Source organism: Streptomyces sp. NBC_00873 (assembly GCF_045207415.1).
In the GTDB taxonomy this organism is placed as follows: domain Bacteria; phylum Actinomycetota; class Actinomycetes; order Streptomycetales; family Streptomycetaceae; genus Streptomyces.
The window spans coordinates 4,950,188-4,969,578 of sequence record NZ_CP108803.1 but is presented as its reverse complement, the minus strand read 5'-3'; the positions used below and the strand labels follow the sequence as shown (position 1 = coordinate 4,969,578).

Below are 19,391 nucleotides of genomic sequence, written 5' to 3'. Positions count from 1 at the left end.
CGTCAGCTGAAAATGATCATGGAGCCTTGGGCGAGGCTGCGGGTCGCCGCCGCGTGCAGGCCCAGCCAGACGTGCCGTTCCCGGGCGAACGGGCTGTCGTCGTACGGAATCGGGCTCGCCGGCTCCTCCAGCGAGGTCGGCGCGACGGGCGGCAGCGGGGCGGCCGGCGGGTTCGCCGGGTCGATGCCGATGGACGGAGCGACGTACTCCAGCTCCCGCAGCAGCCCGTGCGCCGAGCCGAGCGGGCCGCCTCCCTCCAGCAGCTGGTCGTTGGAGAGCGGGGAGGGGAAGTCCACGGGGACGTACGCCCCCGCATGGTCGTAGTGCCAGACCAGGTGGGATTGCCGCGCCGTCGACTCGAACATTTCCAGCAGCTGCTCGTAGTCGCCGCCCAGTTCGTCGACCGGTGTGACGGCGAGACCGCTCAGCTGCAGCAGATAGGCGCGGCGCAGGAAGTGCAGTGCGTCGTAGTCGAAGCCCGCGACCGGGGCCACATCGCCGGTCAGACCCGGCATGTAGGCGTAGACGGGTACGGCCGGGAGACCGGCCTCGCCCAGCGCGTTGTCGTAGACGGCTATCTCTTCGGCGAACGGGTTGTCGGGGCTGTGGCACAGCACATCGACGAGGGGGACCAGCCACAGGTCACAGGCCACGAAGTCTCGCTCTCCCACGGGATCTCGCGCGGTTCGCGCGATGGTCGGGACAGCGTAATGCGAGGATGCCATCGCGCACAGTGGTCCCTCATGACCGGCTGCGGAACACCTCGCCGCCGGACCGTCAGCCGCCGTGCCCCGGATGCGGCGGGTCGCCGGCCGCGAGCCGCTCCGCCCAGCTCAGCGCGTGGGCGTTGTGGCCGTCGAACACCGCACGCACCGCGTCGCGGTCCCCGAGCGTGATCGCCGCGACCAGGTCCTGGTGGCCGCTCCAGAGCCAGTCGCGCACATCCACGTCGCTGCGGAGGTACGGCACGGCGAACACCCAGGCCTGGATGCGCAGCCGGTGCAGGAAGTCGGTGATGTACGTGTTGCCGACGAACGCGCCCAGCTCACGCCAGAAGCGCAGGTCGTACCCGATGAGGATGTCAAGGTCACCGCCCCGCGCCGCCCGTGCGGCCTCGTCGGCGCGACGGCGCACGGAGACCAGCGCGTCGCGGTACTTCGCCGACTGCGCACCCTTCGGGCGGACCGGCCCGTCGAAGACGCTGCGGATGACCCCCTCGACGACCAGGGTGCGGGCCTCGACGATCGCCCGGTAGTCGTCCACGGCGAACTCGTGCACCCGGAACCCGCGGTGCTGGTCGGATTCGAGCAGGCCCTGCGCGGAGAGATCGAAGAGCGCCTCGCGGACGGGCGTCGCGGAGACCCCGTACTGCTCGGCGATCTGCTTGACGGTGAACTCCCGTCCCTGCTGCAAACGCCCGGCAAGCACCTCGTCACGCAGCGCGTCCGCGATCTGCTGCCGCAGCGTACTGCGGGTCACAGTTCCACTCGCGCGCATGGCGACCCTCCCTTGTCGGCTTCGGGCCACCTTAAGCCAGGGCCGGTGTGCCCGGATCCGGGCACGGGGGGAGGGACGCCATGCGGACGGCCCGCGAAATGTGGGCGGAGCGCGTCAGACGGTGTGCTCGTCCGCGACGGACAGGGCCACGTCCAGAGCCGCCAGACCCTCCTTGGCCTCGGCCTCCGTGACGTTGCAGGCCGGAACGGCGTGGGTGCGGTTCATATTGATGAAGGGCCACAGGCCGTTCTTCTTGCAGGCCGCGCCGAACGCCGCCATCGGCGCATTGGCCTCGCCGGCGGCGTTGTACGGGACCAGCGGCTCCCGGGTCTCCTTGTTGCGGACCAGGTCCAGCGCCCAGAACGCGCCGAGACCGCGCACCTCGCCGACCGACGGGTGGCGCTCGGCAAGCTCACGCAGGCCGGGGCCGAGGACGGTCTCGCCGATGCGGGCGGCGTTCTCGACGACCTTCTCGTCCTCCATGACGCCGATGGTGGCGACGGCCGCGGCGCAGGCCAGCGGGTGACCGGAGTACGTGAGTCCGCCCGGGTAGGGGCGGGTCTCGAAGGTGGCGGCGATCTCCGCGGAGATGGCGACACCGCCGAGCGGTACGTAACCGGAGTTGACGCCCTTGGCAAAGGTCATCAGGTCGGGTGTGACGTCGAAGTGCTCGGCGGCGAACCACGTGCCGGTGCGCCCGAAACCGGCCATCACCTCGTCGAGGATGAAGACGATGCCGTACCGGTCACAGATCTCGCGGACGCCCGCGAGGTAGCCGGGCGGAGGCGTCATGATGCCCGCCGTGCCGGGGATCGTCTCCAGGATGATCGCGGCGATGGTGGCGGGCCCCTCGAAGGCGAGGGTGTCCTCCAGGTGCTGGAGGGCGCGGGCGCACTCCTCGGCCTCGGTCTCGGCGTAGAACGGCGAGCGGTAGAGGAACGGCGCCCAGAACCGTACGACACCTGCGGAGCCGTTGTCGGACGGCCAGCGGCGCGGGTCCCCGGTCAGGTTGATCGCGGTGGAGGTGGCGCCGTGGTACGAGCGGTAGGCGGAGAGGACCTTCGTACGGCCGGTGTGCAGCCGGGCCATCCGGACGGCGTTCTCGACGGCCTCGGCGCCGCCGTTGGTGAAGAAGATCTTGTCCAGGTCGCCGGGGGTCCGCTCGGCGATGAGGCGTGCGGCCTCGGAGCGGGCCTCGATCGCGAACGCGGGAGCGAAGGTGGCGAGCTTGCCCGCCTGCTCCTGGATCGCGGCGACGACGGTGGGGTGCTGGTAGCCGATGTTGGTGTAGACGAGGCCGCTGGTGAAGTCCAGGTAACGGTTGCCGTCGTAGTCCCAGAAGTACGCCCCCTCGGCGCCGGCGACGGCGAGCGGGTCGATCAGGCCCTGGGCGGACCAGGAGTGGAACACGTGCGCACGGTCGGCGGCCTTCACGGCCGCACCGGCCGCGGAGTCGACCTGCGGAGCGTGGGAGGCATGGGAGGCATGAGGGGTCATGCGGCGAGCGTAGGTCGTGCGGTGAGCGGCTCGACATGGCCAACGTGTATGGCGTGGGGCGGTTTGGTGGGCAGGGTGTCGGGTCGGCGCGGCGCTCGAGGACGGAACCGGCAGCGGACGGAACCGGCGCCCGGGCGGACTGCTGGGGCGTGACGTGCGCCGCTATTCTCGACCCGTCCGGCGTGTCGCCGTACGGGGGAGGTCGCACACCATGGAAAAGCTCGGGTCCGCCGACCCGCAACGCATCGGCGCGTACCGCCTGCTGGGGCGGCTCGGCGCGGGCGGCATGGGGCAGGTCTATCTGGCCCGGTCCGACCGGGGCCGTACCGTCGCGATCAAGCTGGTACGCCAGGAGCTCGCCGAGCAGCAGGAGTTCCGCGACCGGTTCCGCCAGGAGGTGCAGGCCGCCCGCCAGGTCGGCTCGACGTGGACGGCCCCCGTACTGGACGCCGACACCGAGGCCGCCGTGCCGTGGGTCGCGACCGGGTACGTCGCCGGACCGTCCCTCCAGGTCACCGTCTCCGGGCGTGCGGGCGCACCGGTGGGGCCGGCCCCGGGAGCCTTCGGTCCGCTGCCCGAGCGCTCGGTCCACATCCTGGGTGCCGGGCTGACCCGCGCGCTCCAGGCCATCCACTCCGCCGGGCTCATCCACCGCGACCTCAAGCCGTCCAACATTCTGCTGACGATCGACGGTCCGCGAGTCATCGACTTCGGCATAGCCCGGGCACTGGACACCGCCACCGACGGTGGTCTCACCCGCACCGGGGCGCTGGTCGGTTCGCCCGGTTTCATGGCGCCGGAGCAGGTGCGGGGCGAGCGGGTGACCGCGGCGTGCGATGTGTTCTGCCTCGGCTCGGTGCTGGCGTACGCGGCGACGGGCAGGCTTCCGTTCGGCGGGGCGGACAACGAGGTCCATGCGCTGATGTTCCGGATCGCGCAGGAGGACCCGGACCTGACCGGCGTCCCGGTGGATCTGGTCGACCTCGTCCGGGACTGCCTCCTCAAGGACCCGGCCGCCAGGCCGACGACGGACGCGATCCTGGAACGACTGGCGGAGGACGACCCCGCCGAACCGTGGCTGCCGGGCGCGCTCCTCGCCCAGCTGGGCCGTCACGCGGTGGAGTTGCTGGACTCGGAGGACCCGGAGGAGCCGGAACGGCCTGCGGAACCGGCTGACCCGTCCGGTCCGCAGGACGCGGTGCCCGCGGCGGCGGAACCGCCCGCCCCGCAGCCTCCGGCCCCGCAAGCACCCGACGGGGTCCATGCGATACCCACGGTGATCGGCGCCTCAACCCCCGTACCGGGTCCTGCTCCCGCGTACGGCTACCCGCAGTTGCCCGCCCAGCCACACCCCGGTCAGGTACAGCCGTACGGCTACGGATATCCGCAGCACCAGCAGCAGCCACCGCAGCACCCCGGCTTCGGCTCCACGCCTCCGTACGGCCCCCACTATCCCGCCTCCGCCGCGCAGCCCGAACCGGTACGCCGCAGGGCGGGTTCGACCGTCGCTCTCATCGTGGTCGCCGTGCTCGTCGCGATCGGTGCGGGCGGTTCGGTGTACGCGCTCATGAGCGACGACGGCACGAAGTCCAGTGCGTCCCCGAGCAGTTCGCCCAGCCCGTCCACGTCCGACGACCCGTCCGAGGAGCCGTCGGACTCCCCCTCCGACGCTTCCCCGCCCCCCTCCGACGAGGAGAAGAACGGCGACGGCTCCATACCCGAGGGCTACCTCGGTACCTGGTCCGGCAGCATCGACAACCCCGCCGGCCACTCCACCCGCGAACTCGTCATCCAGCAGGGCAAGGTCGGCCAGACCGTCCTCACCCTCACCGCGGAGGGTCCGATCGACACCGGCGGCACCTACCGCTGCGTCTTCCAGGCGGACCTGACCGACGAGCCGTCCCCCGACGGACCGATCCACATCGGACCCTCCACGATCACGCTCGGCGAACCCATGACGTCCTGCACCCCCGGCAAGGCCACCACGCTGACCCTGTTGCCGGACGGCACTCTGCGCCGCGAGAACCCGGACACCGGCGAGAAGGTCACGTACACGAAGACCGGCTGAAGGGTTCAGCCGAGCGCCGCTCCGGCCGCGTTGAGCAGCAGCAGCGTATGGACGAACCTGCCGGGCGCCGTCGGCGGAAAGCGCCACGCCAGCGGCCAGGTCCGCCCGGTCAGCGCCGGGACCGGTACGTAACTCACGCACCCGGCACGCGCGTTCAGCTGCGTCACCCCGTCCGGCCATGCCTTGCGGGCGGTGCCGGGTGTATCCGGCCCTGCGTGCCTTCATCCCGGTCAGCGCTTGTCAGGCAGCCGAATAGTCCTGACAAGCGGCACGTCCGCGTACAACTCGGGCATTGCCGTCACCACAGGGCGCCCGTCCGGCCAGTCCAGCGTCGGCCGCGAGAGATGGATCGCGTGGCCCAGATGCCACTCGACACCATCGCGAATCAGCGCACCCACCGCAGAAGCACCGGCAAAGTCCAGCTCCACGATCTCGGCGGCCGGCAGCGCACCGACATGATCAGCCAGCCCCTTCCTCGTACCGTCCGCAGCTGCCAGGCAGAGGGTCGGTACATAGACGTGCCGAGTCGGTCCGTGCGCGGTATTGACCACGAGCTGCGAGGCAAGCCGATTGCCTGCTCCGAGCGCGACGAGGGCGGACTCGTCATAGATCACCGCCGTCGACCCGGTCACAGGCTGTCCACAGGCCGGCCGGCTTCCAGGTCCTGCCAGACCTTCTCGGCCCTGTCGTGGTCATCGTCCGTGAGCGTCACACCGAAGTGCGTCTCGCAGTACGCCTTCGTCTCCTCGTACCGCTTCTGGAGTTCGGGCCGGGTCGGTGTCGCCCCAGCCAGTTCGGCGATCAGGTCACGCATGGTCAGGCCGCGCTCGCGGGCGAGAACCATGAGGCGGTCACGGACAGCGGGGTCAACCTTGACGGTGGTGTCGGCCATGACGAAAGTATACCGCCGGTATACCGTCTGGGGTGGGTCAAGCTGGAGGGTCATGTTGCGCTTTCTCTTGGGCTTACCCGGCCCTGTTCCGGGCCGGGAGTTCTAAGTGGCCGCAGCCTCGGCAAGAGCGCCCAGGGCGGCCCGGACCTTGGCCCGCCCCCGTTCGGCGGCGTCCCGGAACCGGGCGTGTGCGGGATTCACCGAGGGCGGCGCACAGACTCGGCAGGCCGCCGAGTCCACGACCGGCACTCCGCACTCCGGGCACTCGGCGCGGGGCGCGGGCGGCGCGGGCGGCGCAGGGGATTCGGGCCGGGTGGGCATCTTGCGGATCAGCCGGTCGCCGATCAGGCCCGGCGCCGTCAGCACGGGCGTGGGCAGGCCACTGGTCAGTGCCTCCCGCACCTGGGCGTCGGTCGCCCCGGCCGCCCGCCACTCCTCGACCCGGGGCGCCAGCCGCACCGCCTCCGCGGTGCCGAGCGTGAGGCGGGGGTCGCGGCGGCCGAGCGAGAGCAGCAGTTCCGTGGCGGACCTGAGCTGTTCGGGCACGGAGAGGCGAGGCAGCCGCCGGACGCTTCTGCGCGCCCTCGGTTCCTCACGCGCCGGGGAGGGAGGTTCTTGTTCCCCCGTCTTTTCTCCCTTGGGGAGCGGGCCCGCACCACCGTCGTCCGATTCACCGGAGGCCTGATTTCGGCCAACTTCTTCCGGGGGCTCGACATGCGGGGTATCGAACACTTCGTACACCGTCCGCAGCTCACCCGAGGCCGGGTCCTGGCGGAGCAGCCGACGCAGATAGCCGGAATCCTCCAGCTGACGCAGGGCGTCGGCGATGCGCGTACGCCCCTCCTTGCGCTGTTCGGCGAGCGCCCGGATCGAGGCACGGGCGCCGTTCGGGAGGCTGAGGAGATACACCAGTACGCCTGCGGCGCACCACGAGATGGAACGGTCACGCAGAAGTGCGTTGCCGAAAGTGGAGAAGGAACGCGTCGGCGTTGTACGGTAAATGCGCATCCGGAGCTGTTACTCCTGGTGTCGAGCCCCCGGGTGTTGCTGCACCGCGGGGGCATTCTCATGTCTGAAGTTCCGCTGCGAATGCAATGCCACACACCGTCACCGGCGCAAATGCCAAAAGCATTGGCCAGAACCGCAGTTGGGGACAGCGGAGCGTCCTCTCCATACCGCCTCCGACCTGCCGTTTTCCACTTCGGGTGCACTGCTTTTCAACCCCCGGAATTTTCTGCGATCACCGGATGAGTTCACCCCCGAGGGTGAAACTCACGCTGGGACGGTGACACCCGCAACGTCCAGCGCCCGGAAAGCCAGCCACAACTCGTAACGCGCACTGGGCGTTTGGAGCAGTGAGCGTTGAAGTGCCGCTTCGAGCCGGGTGAGACGCTTGCGGGCGCCCGGCACCGAGATCCCCAACGCCTCGGCGGTCGGGGCCAGTTGGGCCCCGCACTCCAGCCAGCACCGGACCGTCGCCTCGGCCGCCCCGCCGTTCCGGCGGAGCGGTTGCAGTTGCTGGGCCGCCCACTCCCGAACGTCCGGGCGGCGCAGGATCTCGTCCAGGGAGCGGGCCCCCTTCGCGGGCTCGGCGGGACGGGGTGCGCGGGCGGGTGTGGCGCGGATCCGCAGCGCCAGGTCGAGTGCGGCCTGATCGGCGAGCCGGTCGAGGTCGCGTCCGAGCAGCTCGCCGATCAACCGCAGCCGTGCGGACAGGGTGTTGCGGTGGATCTTCAGATGCTTGGTCGCATGGGACGAGAACGCGAGCCAGGAACCCAGCGTCGCCGCCAGTTCCTGACTGCCGGGGTCCTGGCTGCGCCGGGGCAGGTAGGTGAGGAGCGGCGCCAGCAGGGCGTCGGCCCACTGTGCGCCCTCGGCGCCGACGAGCAGCGCCGGTTCCGGTGCCGAGCCGAACCGGGCGTGGCGGACCGGCAGTCCGCGGGCGACCGCCAGGGCATGGAACGCCTGCCGGTATCCGGTCGCCGTGTCGCTGAGCGGAACCTCCTCGCTCACGCCGACCACGCAGTCGTCCACCACGACGGCGACTTCGCGGCCGAGTCGCGGCTCGGTCCCGCCCGGGCCGGCGGGCACGACGAGGATCAAGTGGCGTGCGTACACCGGACACCGCACGATCCAGGACCGTCCGCCGGAGAGATCCGTGCAGACCTTCGCCACCTCGTCCCGCCGCCCGCCCGGGCACTCCACCACGCACACCTGGACGGGGTCGGGCAGCCTGGGCTTCAGGGCGCCCGCGACCTGGTGGGCGATGGAGAGCTGGCCGGTCATCAGCAGATGCAGCACCGCTTCCCGGCCGCGGGACTCCGCGAGGTCGACGCGGCGGCGTTTGCGTTCGACCGATTCGGCGGCCCAGCACATGGCCAGGGGCATCACCGCGTCGGCGAGGAGCGTGGCCAGCCCGTCCGGCAGCGGACGGCACGTGACAACGGCGAGGAGCGGGACGCGGGCGTCGCGGGCATCGGGAGGGCCGTCGAGAGGGAGCAGCAGAGCAGTGTCCGGGCCACGGTCGAGGGTGAAGGAGCGTGCGCCGAGGGCCGTCAGTTCCCTTGCGCCGTCGGAGGCGAGCGTGACGGCCGCGGCGCTCGTACGGTCCGGGGTCCGTGCGACGGCGTGCAGGACGGTTCCGTCGTCGTGGAGCAGTCCGGCCCAGCCGTCGGCGCGCCCCGACAGCCAGCGCAGCAGTTCCTGCACGCCACCGACGCGGGCCAGGCGGTGCATCCGCAGTACGTCGTCGGCCCGTTCCCGCGCTCGCACAGGCCCTCCGCTCCGTACTCGTACCCGTCTGTCCCCTGTCCCCGGCCGTGGAGGAAACCGGAGTGCAGAGTACCGGTCTGGCTGTGCGGACTGTTACCCCCGTGGTGTCCACACCGTGCGAATTGAATCTTCCTGTCGGGTACCCGTCGCTCTACAGTCCGAACGTGTTCCGCGGACGGCATGGATGTCGGGGGATGTCGGGGGATGTCGGGTGCCGTCCGTGGTCACCCCGGCGTCGGGGGACGGCGGGGTGAACGACGGCAGCGACCCACGGGGGTGGCCGCTGTCGTCGGCCGCGCGTCGCCGGACCTCGGTCGATTGATGCTCCTATTGGCTGTCAAGCGGCGGTTAGCCAGTCGCGGTAGGCATTGGCGAGGGTGTCGTCACGGCGGGTGCCGCGTTCGATGCAGGAGATGACTGCGGGCCAGACGTTGAAGTGGTGGGCGGCGGCGGTGAGGGTGATGTTCTTGGCCTGGCGCGCGGGTCGCAGGTCGGCGATGGCGGGGACGGCCACCGCTGTGGTGAGGCAGCGGAAGACTTCCCGGGCGATCGCGCGTTTGAGGAGTCGGATGATCTCTTTCTTGGTCCGTCCGGCTTCGGTCTGCCTGGCCACGTAGTCGCGGGTGCGGCCATCGCTGGCCATCCGTACGAGGGCTATCCGGTAGAGAGCGGCGTTGGCGGCGCGGTCGCCGCCCCGGGAGAGACGGTGGCGGTTGGTTTTGCCGCTGGAGGCGGGTACGGGGGCGGCGCCGCACAGGGCTGCGAAGGATGCCTCGGTGCGCAGGCGTTCAGGGTTTCCGCCGGCTGTGACAAGGAGCTGGGCGGCGGTGTCGGGGCCGACGCCGTAGGCGGCGCGCAGGCCCGGATTCTGCTCGGTGACGGCGGCGTCCAGTGCCGCGGTGAGTGCGTCGTGCTCGGTGGTGAGGGCTTGGACGCGCTGGGCGAGGCTCTTCAGTGCGGTCAGGACGGCGACATGCAGCTGGTCGCAGGCGGGCGAGGGCGTTGATCTGCGTCTTGCCGTGCAGGGCACGGTACTTGGCGCGGATGCCGTCCGGGGCGGTGATGAGGATGTGGCCGATCTGGTTCAGGGTGGCGGTGCGGGCCTTGATCGCGGACCGGGCTGCGTTGTGGAGGGCGCGTATGCCGCTGACGGTGTCATCCTTCGGCGCGGCTGCCGCCCGTCCGGACAGGGCGGCGCGGGCGGCCGCGTAGGCGTCGATCGGATCGGACTTGCCGATCCGGCGGCGTTCGGCCTTGTCGGGCCGGTTGACCTCCACCACTGCCAGGCCCGCGTGGCGGGCGGCACGGGTGAATCCGAGGCCGTAGGAGGAGGTTCCCTCCACTCCGACGGCGGTCACGGTGCCGTGTGCGTTGAGGAACGCGATCGCCGCGGCGAAGCCGGCGGTCGTGGTCGGGAACTCGGCGTCGGTGACGTGGCCACCGTGGTCGGTGACGACCGCCACGTGGATCGTGTCCTTGTGGGAGTCGACTCCTCCGTACCCGGTCTCGTGCGCTGTGTCCGTCATGCCCGCTGCTGTCATGCTGGAGGTGCCTTCCTAGCCGGAGGTGGCGCCCGGCCGGGTGGGGCAGACAGGACATTGAGGGGGCTTCTGACCAAGCTCCTATCAGGTCATGTTCCACCTGGCCGGAGCCATGAAGAACGGGTCCCGGCAGCCGGACAGAACAACCGGAGGACAGCCCAGCAGGGCGTCAGTCAGTGGTGGAGCCACGACCACCGGAACCCACTTACGAGTATCAATGTCAGTGGCGCCCTCTAGCGTCGGACCCCGTCCGGTCCGACGGAGAGAGGCCCCGCCATGGAGTTCCGTATTGATCGCAGCGCTCTGACCGATGCCGTGGCCTGGGCGGCCCGGGTGCTGCCCACCCGGTCGCCCGTACCCGTGCTCGGCGGGCTGCTGCTGGAGGCCGACGGCGAGGTGTTGCGGATCTCCGGCCTGGATTACGAGGCGTCCGCCTGCATCGAGGTGGAGGCGGAGACCGTGCGGGCCGGGAAGGTCCTGGTCATGGGGCGACGGCTGCTCGATGTGTGCCGGGTGCTGCCCGAGAGTCCGGTGGTGTGCGCGGTGGAGGGTTCACGGTTCTCGGTGACCGGCGGCGGCGCCCGGTTCGGGCTGTCCGTGCTGCCGCTCGACGACTATCCGTCGCTGCCGCCGCTGCCCGAGGTGCTGGGAGCGGTGGACTCCGAGGAGTTCGCCGCGGCCGTCGCCCATGTGACCGTGGCCGCGGGCCGGGACGACACGCTGCCGACCCTCACCGGGATCCGGCTGGGGCTCGACGGCGACACGATGACGCTGGCCGCCACGGACCGGTACCGCTTCGCGGTGCGCACGCTTGGATGGAAACCGGAGACGGCGGACGTCACGGCCGATGTGGTGGTGTCGGCCCGGCGGCTGACCGAGATCGCCCGCTCCTTCGGCCGCTCCGGCATGGTCCGCGTCGCACTGGACGTCGGATCGGCCGGCTTCGAACTCGCCGGGATGCGGACCACGGTCCGCCTCCTGGACGGCCGACTCCCCCGCCACGACAAGCTGTTCACGATGGCGGACCCGACGACCGCCGTCACGGACCGGGCGCCCCTGGTCGAGGCCGTCAAGCGCGTCGCGGTGGTCGCGGACGGCGACAGCCCGCTCCATCTGACCTTCTCCGACGGCTCGGTGCTGCTTCAGGCGGGGTACGAGGACGATGTCGCCTCTCAGCGACTGCCCGCAGCCCTGGAGGGCGCCGACGAGCTGACGGTCGCGTTCAACCCCGCGTACCTGATGGGCGCCCTGACCTCGTTCGACGCGCCGGTCGTCCAGTTCCGCATGATGGGTCCCGGCCAGCGCGCCCTGATCACCGGCGGGACGGCCGACGAAACCGAGGGCGGCCCCACGCACCGGCATCTTCTGATGTCCGTGAAGCCGCTGGTCTGACGGCCTCCCCCGCGACAGGAAGTGGATCAGCGCGCGGCGTCAGGCGGAGTCGCAGGGCGTCGGGAGCCCACTCCCCATCGCGGGGGAGGCGGAAGGCATGCCGGCGGCACGGCACCGGTGTGTGACAGCGGTCCGGGCCGAGCTGCGCCCGGGACACCCTGACGGTGACCGGCTCCACCGCCTTCGAACCGGTCGTGCGGGAGCCGGCGCAGAAGAGTGAACGCGCGGAGGGGGCCGGGGCGCAACAGCCGCCCCGGCCCCCTCCGCGTCGTCCCGTCCTACAGGAAGGAGTTGATCTCGATGGTCTCGGTGCGGCCGGGGCCGACACCGATCGCGGAGATCGGGGCGCCGGACATGTCCTCCAGCGCCTTCACGTACGCCTGCGCGTTCTTCGGCAGATCACCGAAGGTCTTGGCCTTCGTGATGTCCTCGGACCAGCCCGGCAGCATCTCGTAGACCGGCTTCGCGTGGTGGAAGTCGGTCTGGCTGTACGGGAGCTCCTCGACGCGCTTGCCGTCGATCTCGTACGCGACACACACCGGGATCTGCTCCCAGCCGGTCAGCACGTCCAGCTTGGTGAGGAAGAAGTCGGTGAGACCGTTGACCCGGGTCGCGTACCGCGCGATCACCGCGTCGAACCAGCCGCAGCGACGGTCGCGGCCGGTGGTGACACCGCGCTCGCCACCGATCCGGCGCAGCGCCTCGCCGTCCTCGTCGAGCAGCTCCGTCGGGAACGGACCGGCGCCGACGCGGGTGGTGTAGGCCTTGAGGATGCCGATGACCCGGCTGATCTTCGTCGGGCCCACACCGGAACCGGTGCAGGCGCCGCCCGCGGTCGGGTTCGACGAGGTGACGAAGGGGTACGTGCCATGGTCGACGTCGAGCAGCGTGCCCTGACCGCCCTCGAAGAGGACAACCTTGCCCGCGTCGATGGCGTCGTTGAGGATCAGCGTCGTGTCCGCGACGTACGGCTTGATCTGCTCCGCGTACTGGAGCATCTCCTCGACGATCTTGCCGGACTCGATGGCGCGGCGGTTGAAGACCTTGGCGAGGAGCTGGTTCTTCTGCTCCAGGGCCGCCTCGACCTTCTGCTCCAGGATCGACTCGTCGTACAGGTCCTGAACGCGGATGCCCACACGGTTGATCTTGTCGGCGTACGTCGGGCCGATACCGCGGCCGGTCGTGCCGATCTTCCGCTTACCGAGGAACCGTTCCGTCACCTTGTCGACGGTGACGTTGTACGGAGTGATCAAATGAGCGTTGCCGCTGATCAGCAGCTTGGACGTGTCCACGCCGCGCTCGTTGAGCCCACTCAGCTCGGAGAGCAGGACCGCCGGGTCGACGACGACACCGTTACCGATGACCGGGGTACACCCCGGCGAAAGGATTCCGGAGGGGAGGAGATGAAGTGCGTACTTCTGGTCGCCGACGACCACCGTGTGGCCGGCATTGTTGCCGCCTTGGTAACGCACCACATAGTCCACGGATCCACCGAGGAGGTCGGTGGCCTTTCCCTTGCCCTCGTCACCCCACTGAGCACCGAGCAGCACAAGTGCGGGCACAGGCGTACACCCCTTCCGGGCGGGGCATGTCCAAGGTCAGGGGGCGTACGAAAACGCCGCACATGCCGTACGACGATGTACGACGAAGCCTGAACCGTCGAACCGGGTGCCCCGGAATAGACGAAGCCCCTGGCGCAATAGCGCAAGGGGCTCTTGCACCAAGATGCTACCCGAGGAAGGACCGAGGTGTCGGCTGCCCAGCCCCCCGGCAACGGTACGCACCAACTGCTGGTGGTCATCGACCCGGTCGCCCGCCGGACCGACGGCGAGTCCGTCCGGATCGCGAAGGACGTGCTGAGCGCCGGTTCGCACGCCAAGATCTGCCTCCCGGACAGTCCGGAGGAGTTCGCGCGGGCCTTGTCCCGCCGGGGCAGCAGGCGGCTGGTGGTCGTCGGCGACGACCGGTCGCTGCTGCGCGCCGTGGCCTTCCTGCACCGGGAGCGGGAGCTGGCCGGTGCAGCGCTCTCGCTGGTCCCGGTGGGTGCCGCGGCCGCGCTGGAACTCGCGCATTCGCTCGGCGTGCCCCTGGGCGCGGTGGCCGCGGCGCGCGCGGCACTGGACGGGGCGGTGCGCCGGCTCGACCTGCTGGTCGACGACAGCGACGGTGTCGTCCTCGGCGCCCTGCGCATCCCCGCCCTGACCGCGGTACCGGGGACGGCGGCGGCGCACACGGGTGTCACGGCGGTCTGGGACACCTGCCGCTCCCTCGTACGGACCCTGGTCCGCCCCGCCCCGTCGCCGGCCACGCCCGCCCCGCCCCGCCCCCATCGGCTGCGGGTCGAGGCGGACGGGGTGCTGCTGAACGATCTGGACCGCCCGGTCGAATCGGTGACGGTGAGCGCGCAGGGCGGTGACGGGGGCCTGGCGGACGTGGTGGTCCGGACGACGGCCGGCGAACCGGTGATCGCGGCGGCGAAGGCGGTCACGGTCTCCGGCGCGGACTTCCGCTACCGGGCGGACATACAGGTCGGCGGCCCGGTCCGGACGAGGACGTGGACGGTGCGGACGGGTGCGTGGGGACTGATGCTGCCGGTGGCGGTGGAGAGCGGATGACCCCCGCGCCGTGGGCGCGTACGTGAGGGTTCAGGGGACGTGTCGCACCTGTCGCGACCTGCACGCGACCGGCCCCTGACACACCGAGCGCGGGCGCGGAAAGAGGCGCACCCTGGTAGCAGGTCCTGGAGGTGTTCGCCATGATGAAAACCGCTGTCGGATGGCACATCGAGCTGGAATTCGAGGAAGACAACCACCGCACCCGTGCCGCCGCCCTCGTACGGCTTCCCGACGGGAACGAGGTACGTGCGCACGGATACGCCAGCCGCCACCCCTCCGATGCCCAGCAGCCGAGGGTCGGCGAGGAGATCGCGGGTGCCAGAGCACTGAACGAACTCGCCATGAACCTGCTGACCAAGGCGCACGACGAGATCGACCAGGCGTCCGGCCGGACGTCGCACCCGCTGACCTGAGCCGTTCCGAGCCGAGGCCCAGGACCCAGTATCCCGGGCCTCTTGCCCAGCTCTTCCGTTCTGCCTAGGTCCTGTCCGGGAGGTCCAACTTCTTGCGGTGGTCGCGCCAGCGGTCCATCAGGCCGACCAGTTCCGTCTGCAGGAACTCGAAGAACTCCGCAGTCTCCGCGAGCCGCGCACCGGCAGGCGTGTCCGGGCCGAGCGTCTCTGCGCCCTCCTTGAGGGTGTGCTCCCAGCGGGTCAGGACCCGGTCGCGGCTGGCGAAAGTGGCGTACCAGATCTCGTTGTGCAGGCGGTAGCGGTCCCTGCGCGAGCCCGGGTCGCGTTCGCGGCCGACCATGCTGACCTGCGTGAGGTAGTTGATCGCTCCGGAGACCGCGGCCGGGCTGATCCGAAGCTGCTCGCTGAGCTCCGCCGAGGTCATGGAACCGTCGTCGTCCGCGAGCAGCGCCGCGAAGACGCGGGACGCCATCCGCTGCATGCCCGCCTCGGTCATCTCGGCCGCGAAGCGCTCCACGAACCGCGACACGGCTTCCTCGTCGCGCGCGTGCTCGGGCTCCGGCTCGCGCTCACGCCCGTCCGCGCCGGTTTCGCTGCTCATCGCCCCATCGTCTCCCCTGAATTTCCTGCGGGTTCCCCGGCCCCGGGCCACACCCCGACTTTATACGCTTCCTTAACTTCACAAGTTTGTGAAAATAGCGTACGTTCAGAAACATGACGAAGGCAATCGCCGTGGCCGGACTGCACAAGTCGTTCGGGCGGACACACGCGCTGGACGGCCTCGACCTCGCGGTCGAGACCGGTGAGGTTCACGGCTTCCTCGGGCCCAACGGTTCCGGAAAGTCCACCACCATCCGGGTCCTGCTGGGCCTGCTGCGGGCCGACTCCGGCGCCGTCCAGCTGCTCGGCCGGGACCCGTGGAACGACGCGGTCGAGCTGCACCGGCGGGTGGCATACGTCCCCGGTGACGTCACCCTGTGGCGCAACCTCTCCGGCGGCGAGGTGATCGATCTGTACGGCCGGCTGCGCGGAGGCCTCGACCCGGCCCGCCGGGCCGACCTCATCGAGCGGTACGAACTCGACCCCACCAAGAAGGGGCGTACGTACTCCAAGGGCAACCGGCAGAAGGTCGCCCTCGTCGCCGCGTTCGCCTCCGACGTGGACCTGTTGATCCTCGACGAGCCGACCAGCGGGCTCGACCCGCTCATGGAGGAGGTCTTCCAGAGCTGCGTCGCCGAGGAGCGCGAGCGCGGACGGACGATCCTGCTCTCCAGCCACATCCTCAGCGAGGTCGAGGCGCTCTGCGACCGGGTGAGCATCATCCGGCAGGGACGCACGGTGGAGACCGGTTCCCTGGCGGACATGCGGCACCTGACCCGTACGAGCATCACCGCCGAACTGGCCGGCGCGCCCAACGGGCTCGCACATTTGCCCGGCGTGCACGACATCGACATCCAGGGCATGCGGGTCACGCTCCAGGTCGACACGGACAAGCTCGACGCCGTCCTCAGGTCGCTCACCGCGTCCGGCGTACGGTCGCTGACCAGCACCCCGCCCACGCTGGAGGAACTCTTCCTGCGGCACTACGCCGCGGACACCGACGAACGCGCGGGGGTGACGGCGCGATGACTGCCGTAACCGTGCCCGCGACCCGTGCCGGACGCCCCGCCCGGGGCGGGCAGCTCACCGGCACCGGAGCCCTGCTCAGGCTCGCGCTGCGACGCGACCGGATCATGATGCCGATCTGGGTGATCGTGCTCGGCGGGTCGTTCTCCTCCGTCGGGAAGTCCTTCTCCACGCTGTACGACACCGCGGCCCAGCGCGCCGAACTCGCCGCCTCGATGAATGGCAACAGTTCGCTGCGCGCGGTGTACGGACCCGTCTTCAACGACTCCGTCGGCGGGCTCGTCACCTGGCGCATGGCCGGCTTCGGCGCCGCGATGGCAGCCGTGATGAGCCTGATCATCGTCATCCGGCACACCCGCGAGGAGGAGGAGACCGGCCGCCAGGAAATGCTCTCCTCCGCCATGGTGGGGCGCCGCGCCCCGCTGACCTCCGCCCTCCTCGCCGCATTCGTCGCCGACGCCGCGCTCGCCCTGATGATCGTCGCCGGGATGGCCGGGTCCGGAGCGGGCGGCGCCGGGGCGGTGGCGCTCGCGCTGACGGTCGCCGGAACCGGGGCGCTGTTCGCCTGCACCGCGGCGATCGCCGCCCAGCTCACGGAGAGCGCGCGGCTCGCGAAGGGGCTGACGGCGGCGGTGATCGGCGCCGCGTTCGTCCTGAAGGCGGCGGGCGACTCGTCGACGGACGACGCCTCGTCCGTACTGAACTGGCTCTCGCCGATCGGCTGGGCGGAGAACGTCCGGGCCTACGCCGACGAACGGTGGTGGGTGCTGCTGGTGATCGGCGCGGCGGTGCTGCTCCAGGGCGGGATCGCGTACACCCTGGCCGGGCGGCGCGATGTCGGCATGAGCTTCCTCCCGCCCCGTCCCGGACCCGCGACAGGGCGGATCTCCACGGCGTTCGGGCTGGCGCTGCGGCTGCAGCGCGGTGCTCTGATCGGGTGGACGCTGTCGTTCGCCGCGGTCGGCGCCGTCTTCGGCGGGCTCACCGGCGGGGCGGCGGATCTCGTCGGCAACAACGAGAAGACGAAGGAGATCTTCGAGCGGATGGGCGGGCAGGCCGGTCTGACGGACGCGTTCCTCGCCGCGATGGTCTCGATGCTGGGGATGGTGGCCGCGCTGTACGTCGTCGCGTCGGTGCTGCGGCTGCACGGCGAGGAAACCGCGGGGCGCGCCGAACCCGTGCTGGCGGGCGGGGTGAGCCGGATCGGCTGGGCGGCCGGACATCTGGTCATCGCCTTCGGCGGCGCGGCACTGATCATGGCGGTCGGCGGCCTCGGCCTGGCCGTCGGCTACGGCCACGAACTCCCGGCCGTACTGGGCGCGTCGCTGGCGCAGCTGCCCGCCGTCTGGCTGCTCGGAGGACTCGCCGTCCTGCTGTACGGCGCGCTCCCGAAGGCAGCGGTGGCCTCGTGGGGAGTCGTCGGAATCTGCCTGACACTGGGGTGGATCGGGCCGGCGGTGAACATGCCGCAGCCGGTGATGAACCTGTCACCCTTCAGCCACCTGCCGAAGCTGCCGGGCACGGAGATGCAGTGGCCGCCGGCGCTGTGGCTCGCGGCGGGCGCGGTGGTCCTGGTGGCGGCGGGACTGGGAGCGCTCCGGAGGCGGGACGTGCAGGGGTGACCGGGTGACCGTTCCTGCCCTCGATCGCCGGACGGGCTCGGTGTTCAAGCCCGTCGAGGCGGTCCCCCGTGGCCTTGAGCCATGGGGGAGATCGAGGACACCGCCGGCCCGCCGCCGCCCTGCGGACCGGGGTGCTGAGTGGAACCTTCCGGTCACAGCTCCACGCGCAGCTCCTTCAGGCCCCTGATCACGTAGCCCGGGTTCCACTCCGGCTCGGCCGCCAGCCGCATCCGGGGCGCCCTGCGCAGCAACTCACCGAAGGACGCAGCGAGTTCGACTCGGGCGAGTGGCGCGCCCAGGCAGAAGTGGATGCCCGCACCGAAGGTGATGTGCGGGTTCTCCTGCCGGGACAGGTCCAGCGTGTCCGGGTCCGCGAAGCGCGCCGGGTCGCGGTTGGCGGAGCCGAAGAGCAGGGCCACCTCGGAGCCGCGTGGAATGACCGTGCCGTCGATCTCGATGTCGTCGAGGACCCAGCGCTCGAACATCTGCAACGGAGTGTCGTACCGCAGCAACTCCTCCACGGCCGTGGGCAGCAGCCCGTGGTCGGCGCGGAGGGCCGCCAGCTGCTCGGGGTGACGCAGCAGCGTCCACCAGCCGTTCACGGTGGTGTTGACCGTCGCCTCGTGGCCCGCGTTCAGCAGCAGCACACACGTGGAGATCATCTCCTGCTCGCTGAGCCGCTCCCCTTCGTCGTGCGCGGCGATGAGCGCGGAGATCAGATCCGTACCGGGGTTCTTGCGGCGCTCCGCGATCAGCTCCCGCAGGTACGCGGAGAAGTCCACCGAGGCGCGGACGGCGGCGCTCGCGGTCTCCTCGGACGGATTCAGTTCGAACATTCCGCAGATCGCCGCCGACCAGGGCCGCAACGGCCCGCGGTCGGACTCGGGGATGCCGAGCATCTCGGCGATGACGGCGACGGGCAGCGGTTCGGCGACCGCGGCGAGCAGGTCGCCGCCGCCCGCCTCCACAAAGCTGTCGACCAGCTCGGCGGCGAGCCGCCGCACCGTCGGGACGAGCTGCTCGACCGTGCGCGGGGTGAACGCCTTCGAGACCAGGCGCCGGATCCGGGTGTGGTCGGGCGCCTCCAGGTCGAGGATCCCCTGCCCGTTGAGGGTGGTGAAGGGCTCGTGCGCGGCGGGCGGCGGCGTACGGCCGAACTCCTCGTGCGTGAAGCGGTGCAGATACGTCCGGCCCAGGCGCCGGTCCCGCAGCAGCGCGGACACATCGGCGTAGTGCGGAATGAGCCACTGGTTCGTGGGCTCGAACCGGTGCACCCGGCCGCCGGCCCGCAGCGCGGCGTACGCGGGGTACGGGTCGGCGACGAACGCCTGTGACCAGGGGTCGAACGAAGCGGTGGCGGCGGGCTGCGAAGACTGGTGCATGAACCGACGCTAACCCGACCGGTCGGTTCAGAGGCTGTCGGGCTACCTTCGATCGGGAAGCGGGCGGGGCCTGG

General features: G+C 70.8%; 17 protein-coding genes and 2 pseudogenes. 6 read left to right on the top strand and 13 right to left on the bottom strand.

Annotated features, from left to right (window positions below; translation table 11 throughout):
- Positions 1-2: 2 nt before the first annotated feature.
- The 3 genes from OH809_RS22905 to OH809_RS22895 all read right to left on the bottom strand — a co-directional run bounded on the left by OH809_RS22905 (position 3) and on the right by OH809_RS22895 (position 2,994).
- Entirely contained in the window at positions 3-653 is a 651-nt protein-coding gene (locus tag OH809_RS22905) for a hypothetical protein (protein WP_406420627.1), read from the bottom strand.
- Positions 654-777: 124 nt separating this feature from the next.
- Positions 778-1,497, bottom strand: coding sequence for a GntR family transcriptional regulator (locus OH809_RS22900; protein ID WP_406420628.1), 720 nt, complete (start codon positions 1,495-1,497; stop codon positions 778-780).
- Positions 1,498-1,611: 114 nt separating this feature from the next.
- The gene (locus tag OH809_RS22895; RefSeq protein WP_393298154.1) at positions 1,612-2,994 is read right to left on the bottom strand and encodes an aspartate aminotransferase family protein; all 1,383 of its coding nucleotides are present in this window, start codon (positions 2,992-2,994) and stop codon (positions 1,612-1,614) included.
- 211 nt (positions 2,995-3,205) lie between these two features.
- Here OH809_RS22895 and OH809_RS22890 point away from each other — a divergent pair, with 211 nt between their 5' ends.
- Positions 3,206-5,062, top strand: coding sequence for a serine/threonine-protein kinase (locus tag OH809_RS22890; protein WP_406515486.1), 1,857 nt, complete (start codon positions 3,206-3,208; stop codon positions 5,060-5,062).
- 5 nt (positions 5,063-5,067) lie between these two features.
- On the opposite strand, the pseudogene OH809_RS22885 reads toward OH809_RS22890, so the two are convergent.
- The 7 genes and pseudogenes from OH809_RS22885 to OH809_RS22855 form a co-directional block, all read right to left on the bottom strand.
- Positions 5,068-5,262 (bottom strand): annotated as a pseudogene (locus tag OH809_RS22885) (hypothetical protein); the annotation flags it as partial.
- Positions 5,263-5,292: 30 nt separating this feature from the next.
- The gene (locus OH809_RS22880; protein WP_406420630.1) at positions 5,293-5,694 is read right to left on the bottom strand and encodes a hypothetical protein; all 402 of its coding nucleotides are present in this window, start codon (positions 5,692-5,694) and stop codon (positions 5,293-5,295) included.
- On the bottom strand, positions 5,691-5,954 hold the full coding sequence (locus OH809_RS22875) for a hypothetical protein (RefSeq protein WP_366137820.1): 264 nt from the start codon (positions 5,952-5,954) through the stop codon (positions 5,691-5,693). Before OH809_RS22875 ends, OH809_RS22880 begins: the two co-directional genes overlap by 4 nt.
- A gap of 102 nt (positions 5,955-6,056) precedes the next feature.
- Positions 6,057-6,962, bottom strand: coding sequence for a hypothetical protein (locus OH809_RS22870; protein WP_406420631.1), 906 nt, complete (start codon positions 6,960-6,962; stop codon positions 6,057-6,059).
- A gap of 264 nt (positions 6,963-7,226) precedes the next feature.
- Positions 7,227-8,690, bottom strand: coding sequence for a helix-turn-helix domain-containing protein (locus OH809_RS22865; protein ID WP_406425042.1), 1,464 nt, complete (start codon positions 8,688-8,690; stop codon positions 7,227-7,229).
- A 373-nt stretch (positions 8,691-9,063) separates the two neighbouring features.
- Positions 9,064-9,756: a transposase gene (locus OH809_RS22860; RefSeq protein ID WP_406420632.1), complete on the bottom strand. Its 693-nt coding sequence runs from the start codon at positions 9,754-9,756 to the stop codon at positions 9,064-9,066.
- A gap of 94 nt (positions 9,757-9,850) precedes the next feature.
- A pseudogene (locus tag OH809_RS22855) lies at positions 9,851-10,252 on the bottom strand (transposase); the annotation flags it as partial.
- 291 nt (positions 10,253-10,543) lie between these two features.
- Between OH809_RS22855 and dnaN the strand changes: the two are divergent.
- Positions 10,544-11,659 (top strand): DNA polymerase III subunit beta, encoded by a 1,116-nt coding sequence (gene dnaN, locus OH809_RS22850; RefSeq protein ID WP_406420633.1) that lies wholly within the window; start codon positions 10,544-10,546, stop codon positions 11,657-11,659.
- A gap of 278 nt (positions 11,660-11,937) precedes the next feature.
- Here the strand turns inward: dnaN and OH809_RS22845 are convergent, their stop codons facing one another.
- Entirely contained in the window at positions 11,938-13,221 is a 1,284-nt protein-coding gene (locus OH809_RS22845; protein WP_406420634.1) for an adenylosuccinate synthase, read from the bottom strand.
- A gap of 186 nt (positions 13,222-13,407) precedes the next feature.
- Between OH809_RS22845 and OH809_RS22840 the strand changes: the two genes are divergently transcribed.
- Complete coding sequence (locus OH809_RS22840; protein WP_406420635.1) at positions 13,408-14,274, top strand: diacylglycerol kinase; 867 nt, start codon at positions 13,408-13,410, stop codon at positions 14,272-14,274.
- Between the two features lie 140 nt (positions 14,275-14,414).
- Positions 14,415-14,687: a DUF1876 domain-containing protein gene (locus tag OH809_RS22835; RefSeq protein WP_406420636.1), complete on the top strand. Its 273-nt coding sequence runs from the start codon at positions 14,415-14,417 to the stop codon at positions 14,685-14,687.
- Positions 14,688-14,751: 64 nt separating this feature from the next.
- Here OH809_RS22835 and OH809_RS22830 read toward each other — a convergent pair whose 3' ends face one another.
- Positions 14,752-15,288, bottom strand: a complete 537-nt coding sequence (locus tag OH809_RS22830) for a GbsR/MarR family transcriptional regulator (protein ID WP_406420637.1) — start codon at positions 15,286-15,288, stop codon at positions 14,752-14,754.
- A 113-nt stretch (positions 15,289-15,401) separates the two neighbouring features.
- On the opposite strand from OH809_RS22830, the gene OH809_RS22825 reads away from it, so the two are divergent.
- The gene (locus OH809_RS22825; protein ID WP_406420638.1) at positions 15,402-16,316 is read left to right on the top strand and encodes an ATP-binding cassette domain-containing protein; all 915 of its coding nucleotides are present in this window, start codon (positions 15,402-15,404) and stop codon (positions 16,314-16,316) included.
- Positions 16,313-17,935, top strand: coding sequence for an ABC transporter permease (locus OH809_RS22820; RefSeq protein ID WP_406420639.1), 1,623 nt, complete (start codon positions 16,313-16,315; stop codon positions 17,933-17,935). Before OH809_RS22825 ends, OH809_RS22820 begins: the two co-directional genes overlap by 4 nt.
- 152 nt (positions 17,936-18,087) lie before the next feature.
- On the opposite strand, the gene OH809_RS22815 is transcribed toward OH809_RS22820, so the two are convergent.
- Positions 18,088-19,317 (bottom strand): cytochrome P450, encoded by a 1,230-nt coding sequence (locus OH809_RS22815; RefSeq protein WP_406420640.1) that lies wholly within the window; start codon positions 19,315-19,317, stop codon positions 18,088-18,090.
- Positions 19,318-19,391 lie beyond the last annotated feature (74 nt).

Bases quoted from the DNA above. Each gene is read 5' to 3' on its own strand.
- OH809_RS22900 (WP_406420628.1), bottom strand. From the start codon at position 1,497: ATGCGCGCGAGTGGAACTGTGACCCGCAGTACGCTGCGGCAGCAGATC.
- OH809_RS22895 (WP_393298154.1), bottom strand. From the start codon at position 2,994: ATGACCCCTCATGCCTCCCATGCCTCCCACGCTCCGCAGGTCGACTCC.
- OH809_RS22890 (WP_406515486.1), top strand. From the start codon at position 3,206: ATGGAAAAGCTCGGGTCCGCCGACCCGCAACGCATCGGCGCGTACCGC.
- OH809_RS22875 (WP_366137820.1), bottom strand. From the start codon at position 5,954: ATGGCCGACACCACCGTCAAGGTTGACCCCGCTGTCCGTGACCGCCTC.
- OH809_RS22870 (WP_406420631.1), bottom strand. From the start codon at position 6,962: ATGCGCATTTACCGTACAACGCCGACGCGTTCCTTCTCCACTTTCGGC.
- OH809_RS22865 (WP_406425042.1), bottom strand. From the start codon at position 8,690: ATGCACCGCCTGGCCCGCGTCGGTGGCGTGCAGGAACTGCTGCGCTGG.
- dnaN (WP_406420633.1), top strand. From the start codon at position 10,544: ATGGAGTTCCGTATTGATCGCAGCGCTCTGACCGATGCCGTGGCCTGG.
- OH809_RS22835 (WP_406420636.1), top strand. From the start codon at position 14,415: ATGATGAAAACCGCTGTCGGATGGCACATCGAGCTGGAATTCGAGGAA.
- OH809_RS22830 (WP_406420637.1), bottom strand. From the start codon at position 15,288: ATGAGCAGCGAAACCGGCGCGGACGGGCGTGAGCGCGAGCCGGAGCCC.
- OH809_RS22825 (WP_406420638.1), top strand. From the start codon at position 15,402: ATGACGAAGGCAATCGCCGTGGCCGGACTGCACAAGTCGTTCGGGCGG.
- OH809_RS22820 (WP_406420639.1), top strand. From the start codon at position 16,313: ATGACTGCCGTAACCGTGCCCGCGACCCGTGCCGGACGCCCCGCCCGG.
- OH809_RS22815 (WP_406420640.1), bottom strand. From the start codon at position 19,317: ATGCACCAGTCTTCGCAGCCCGCCGCCACCGCTTCGTTCGACCCCTGG.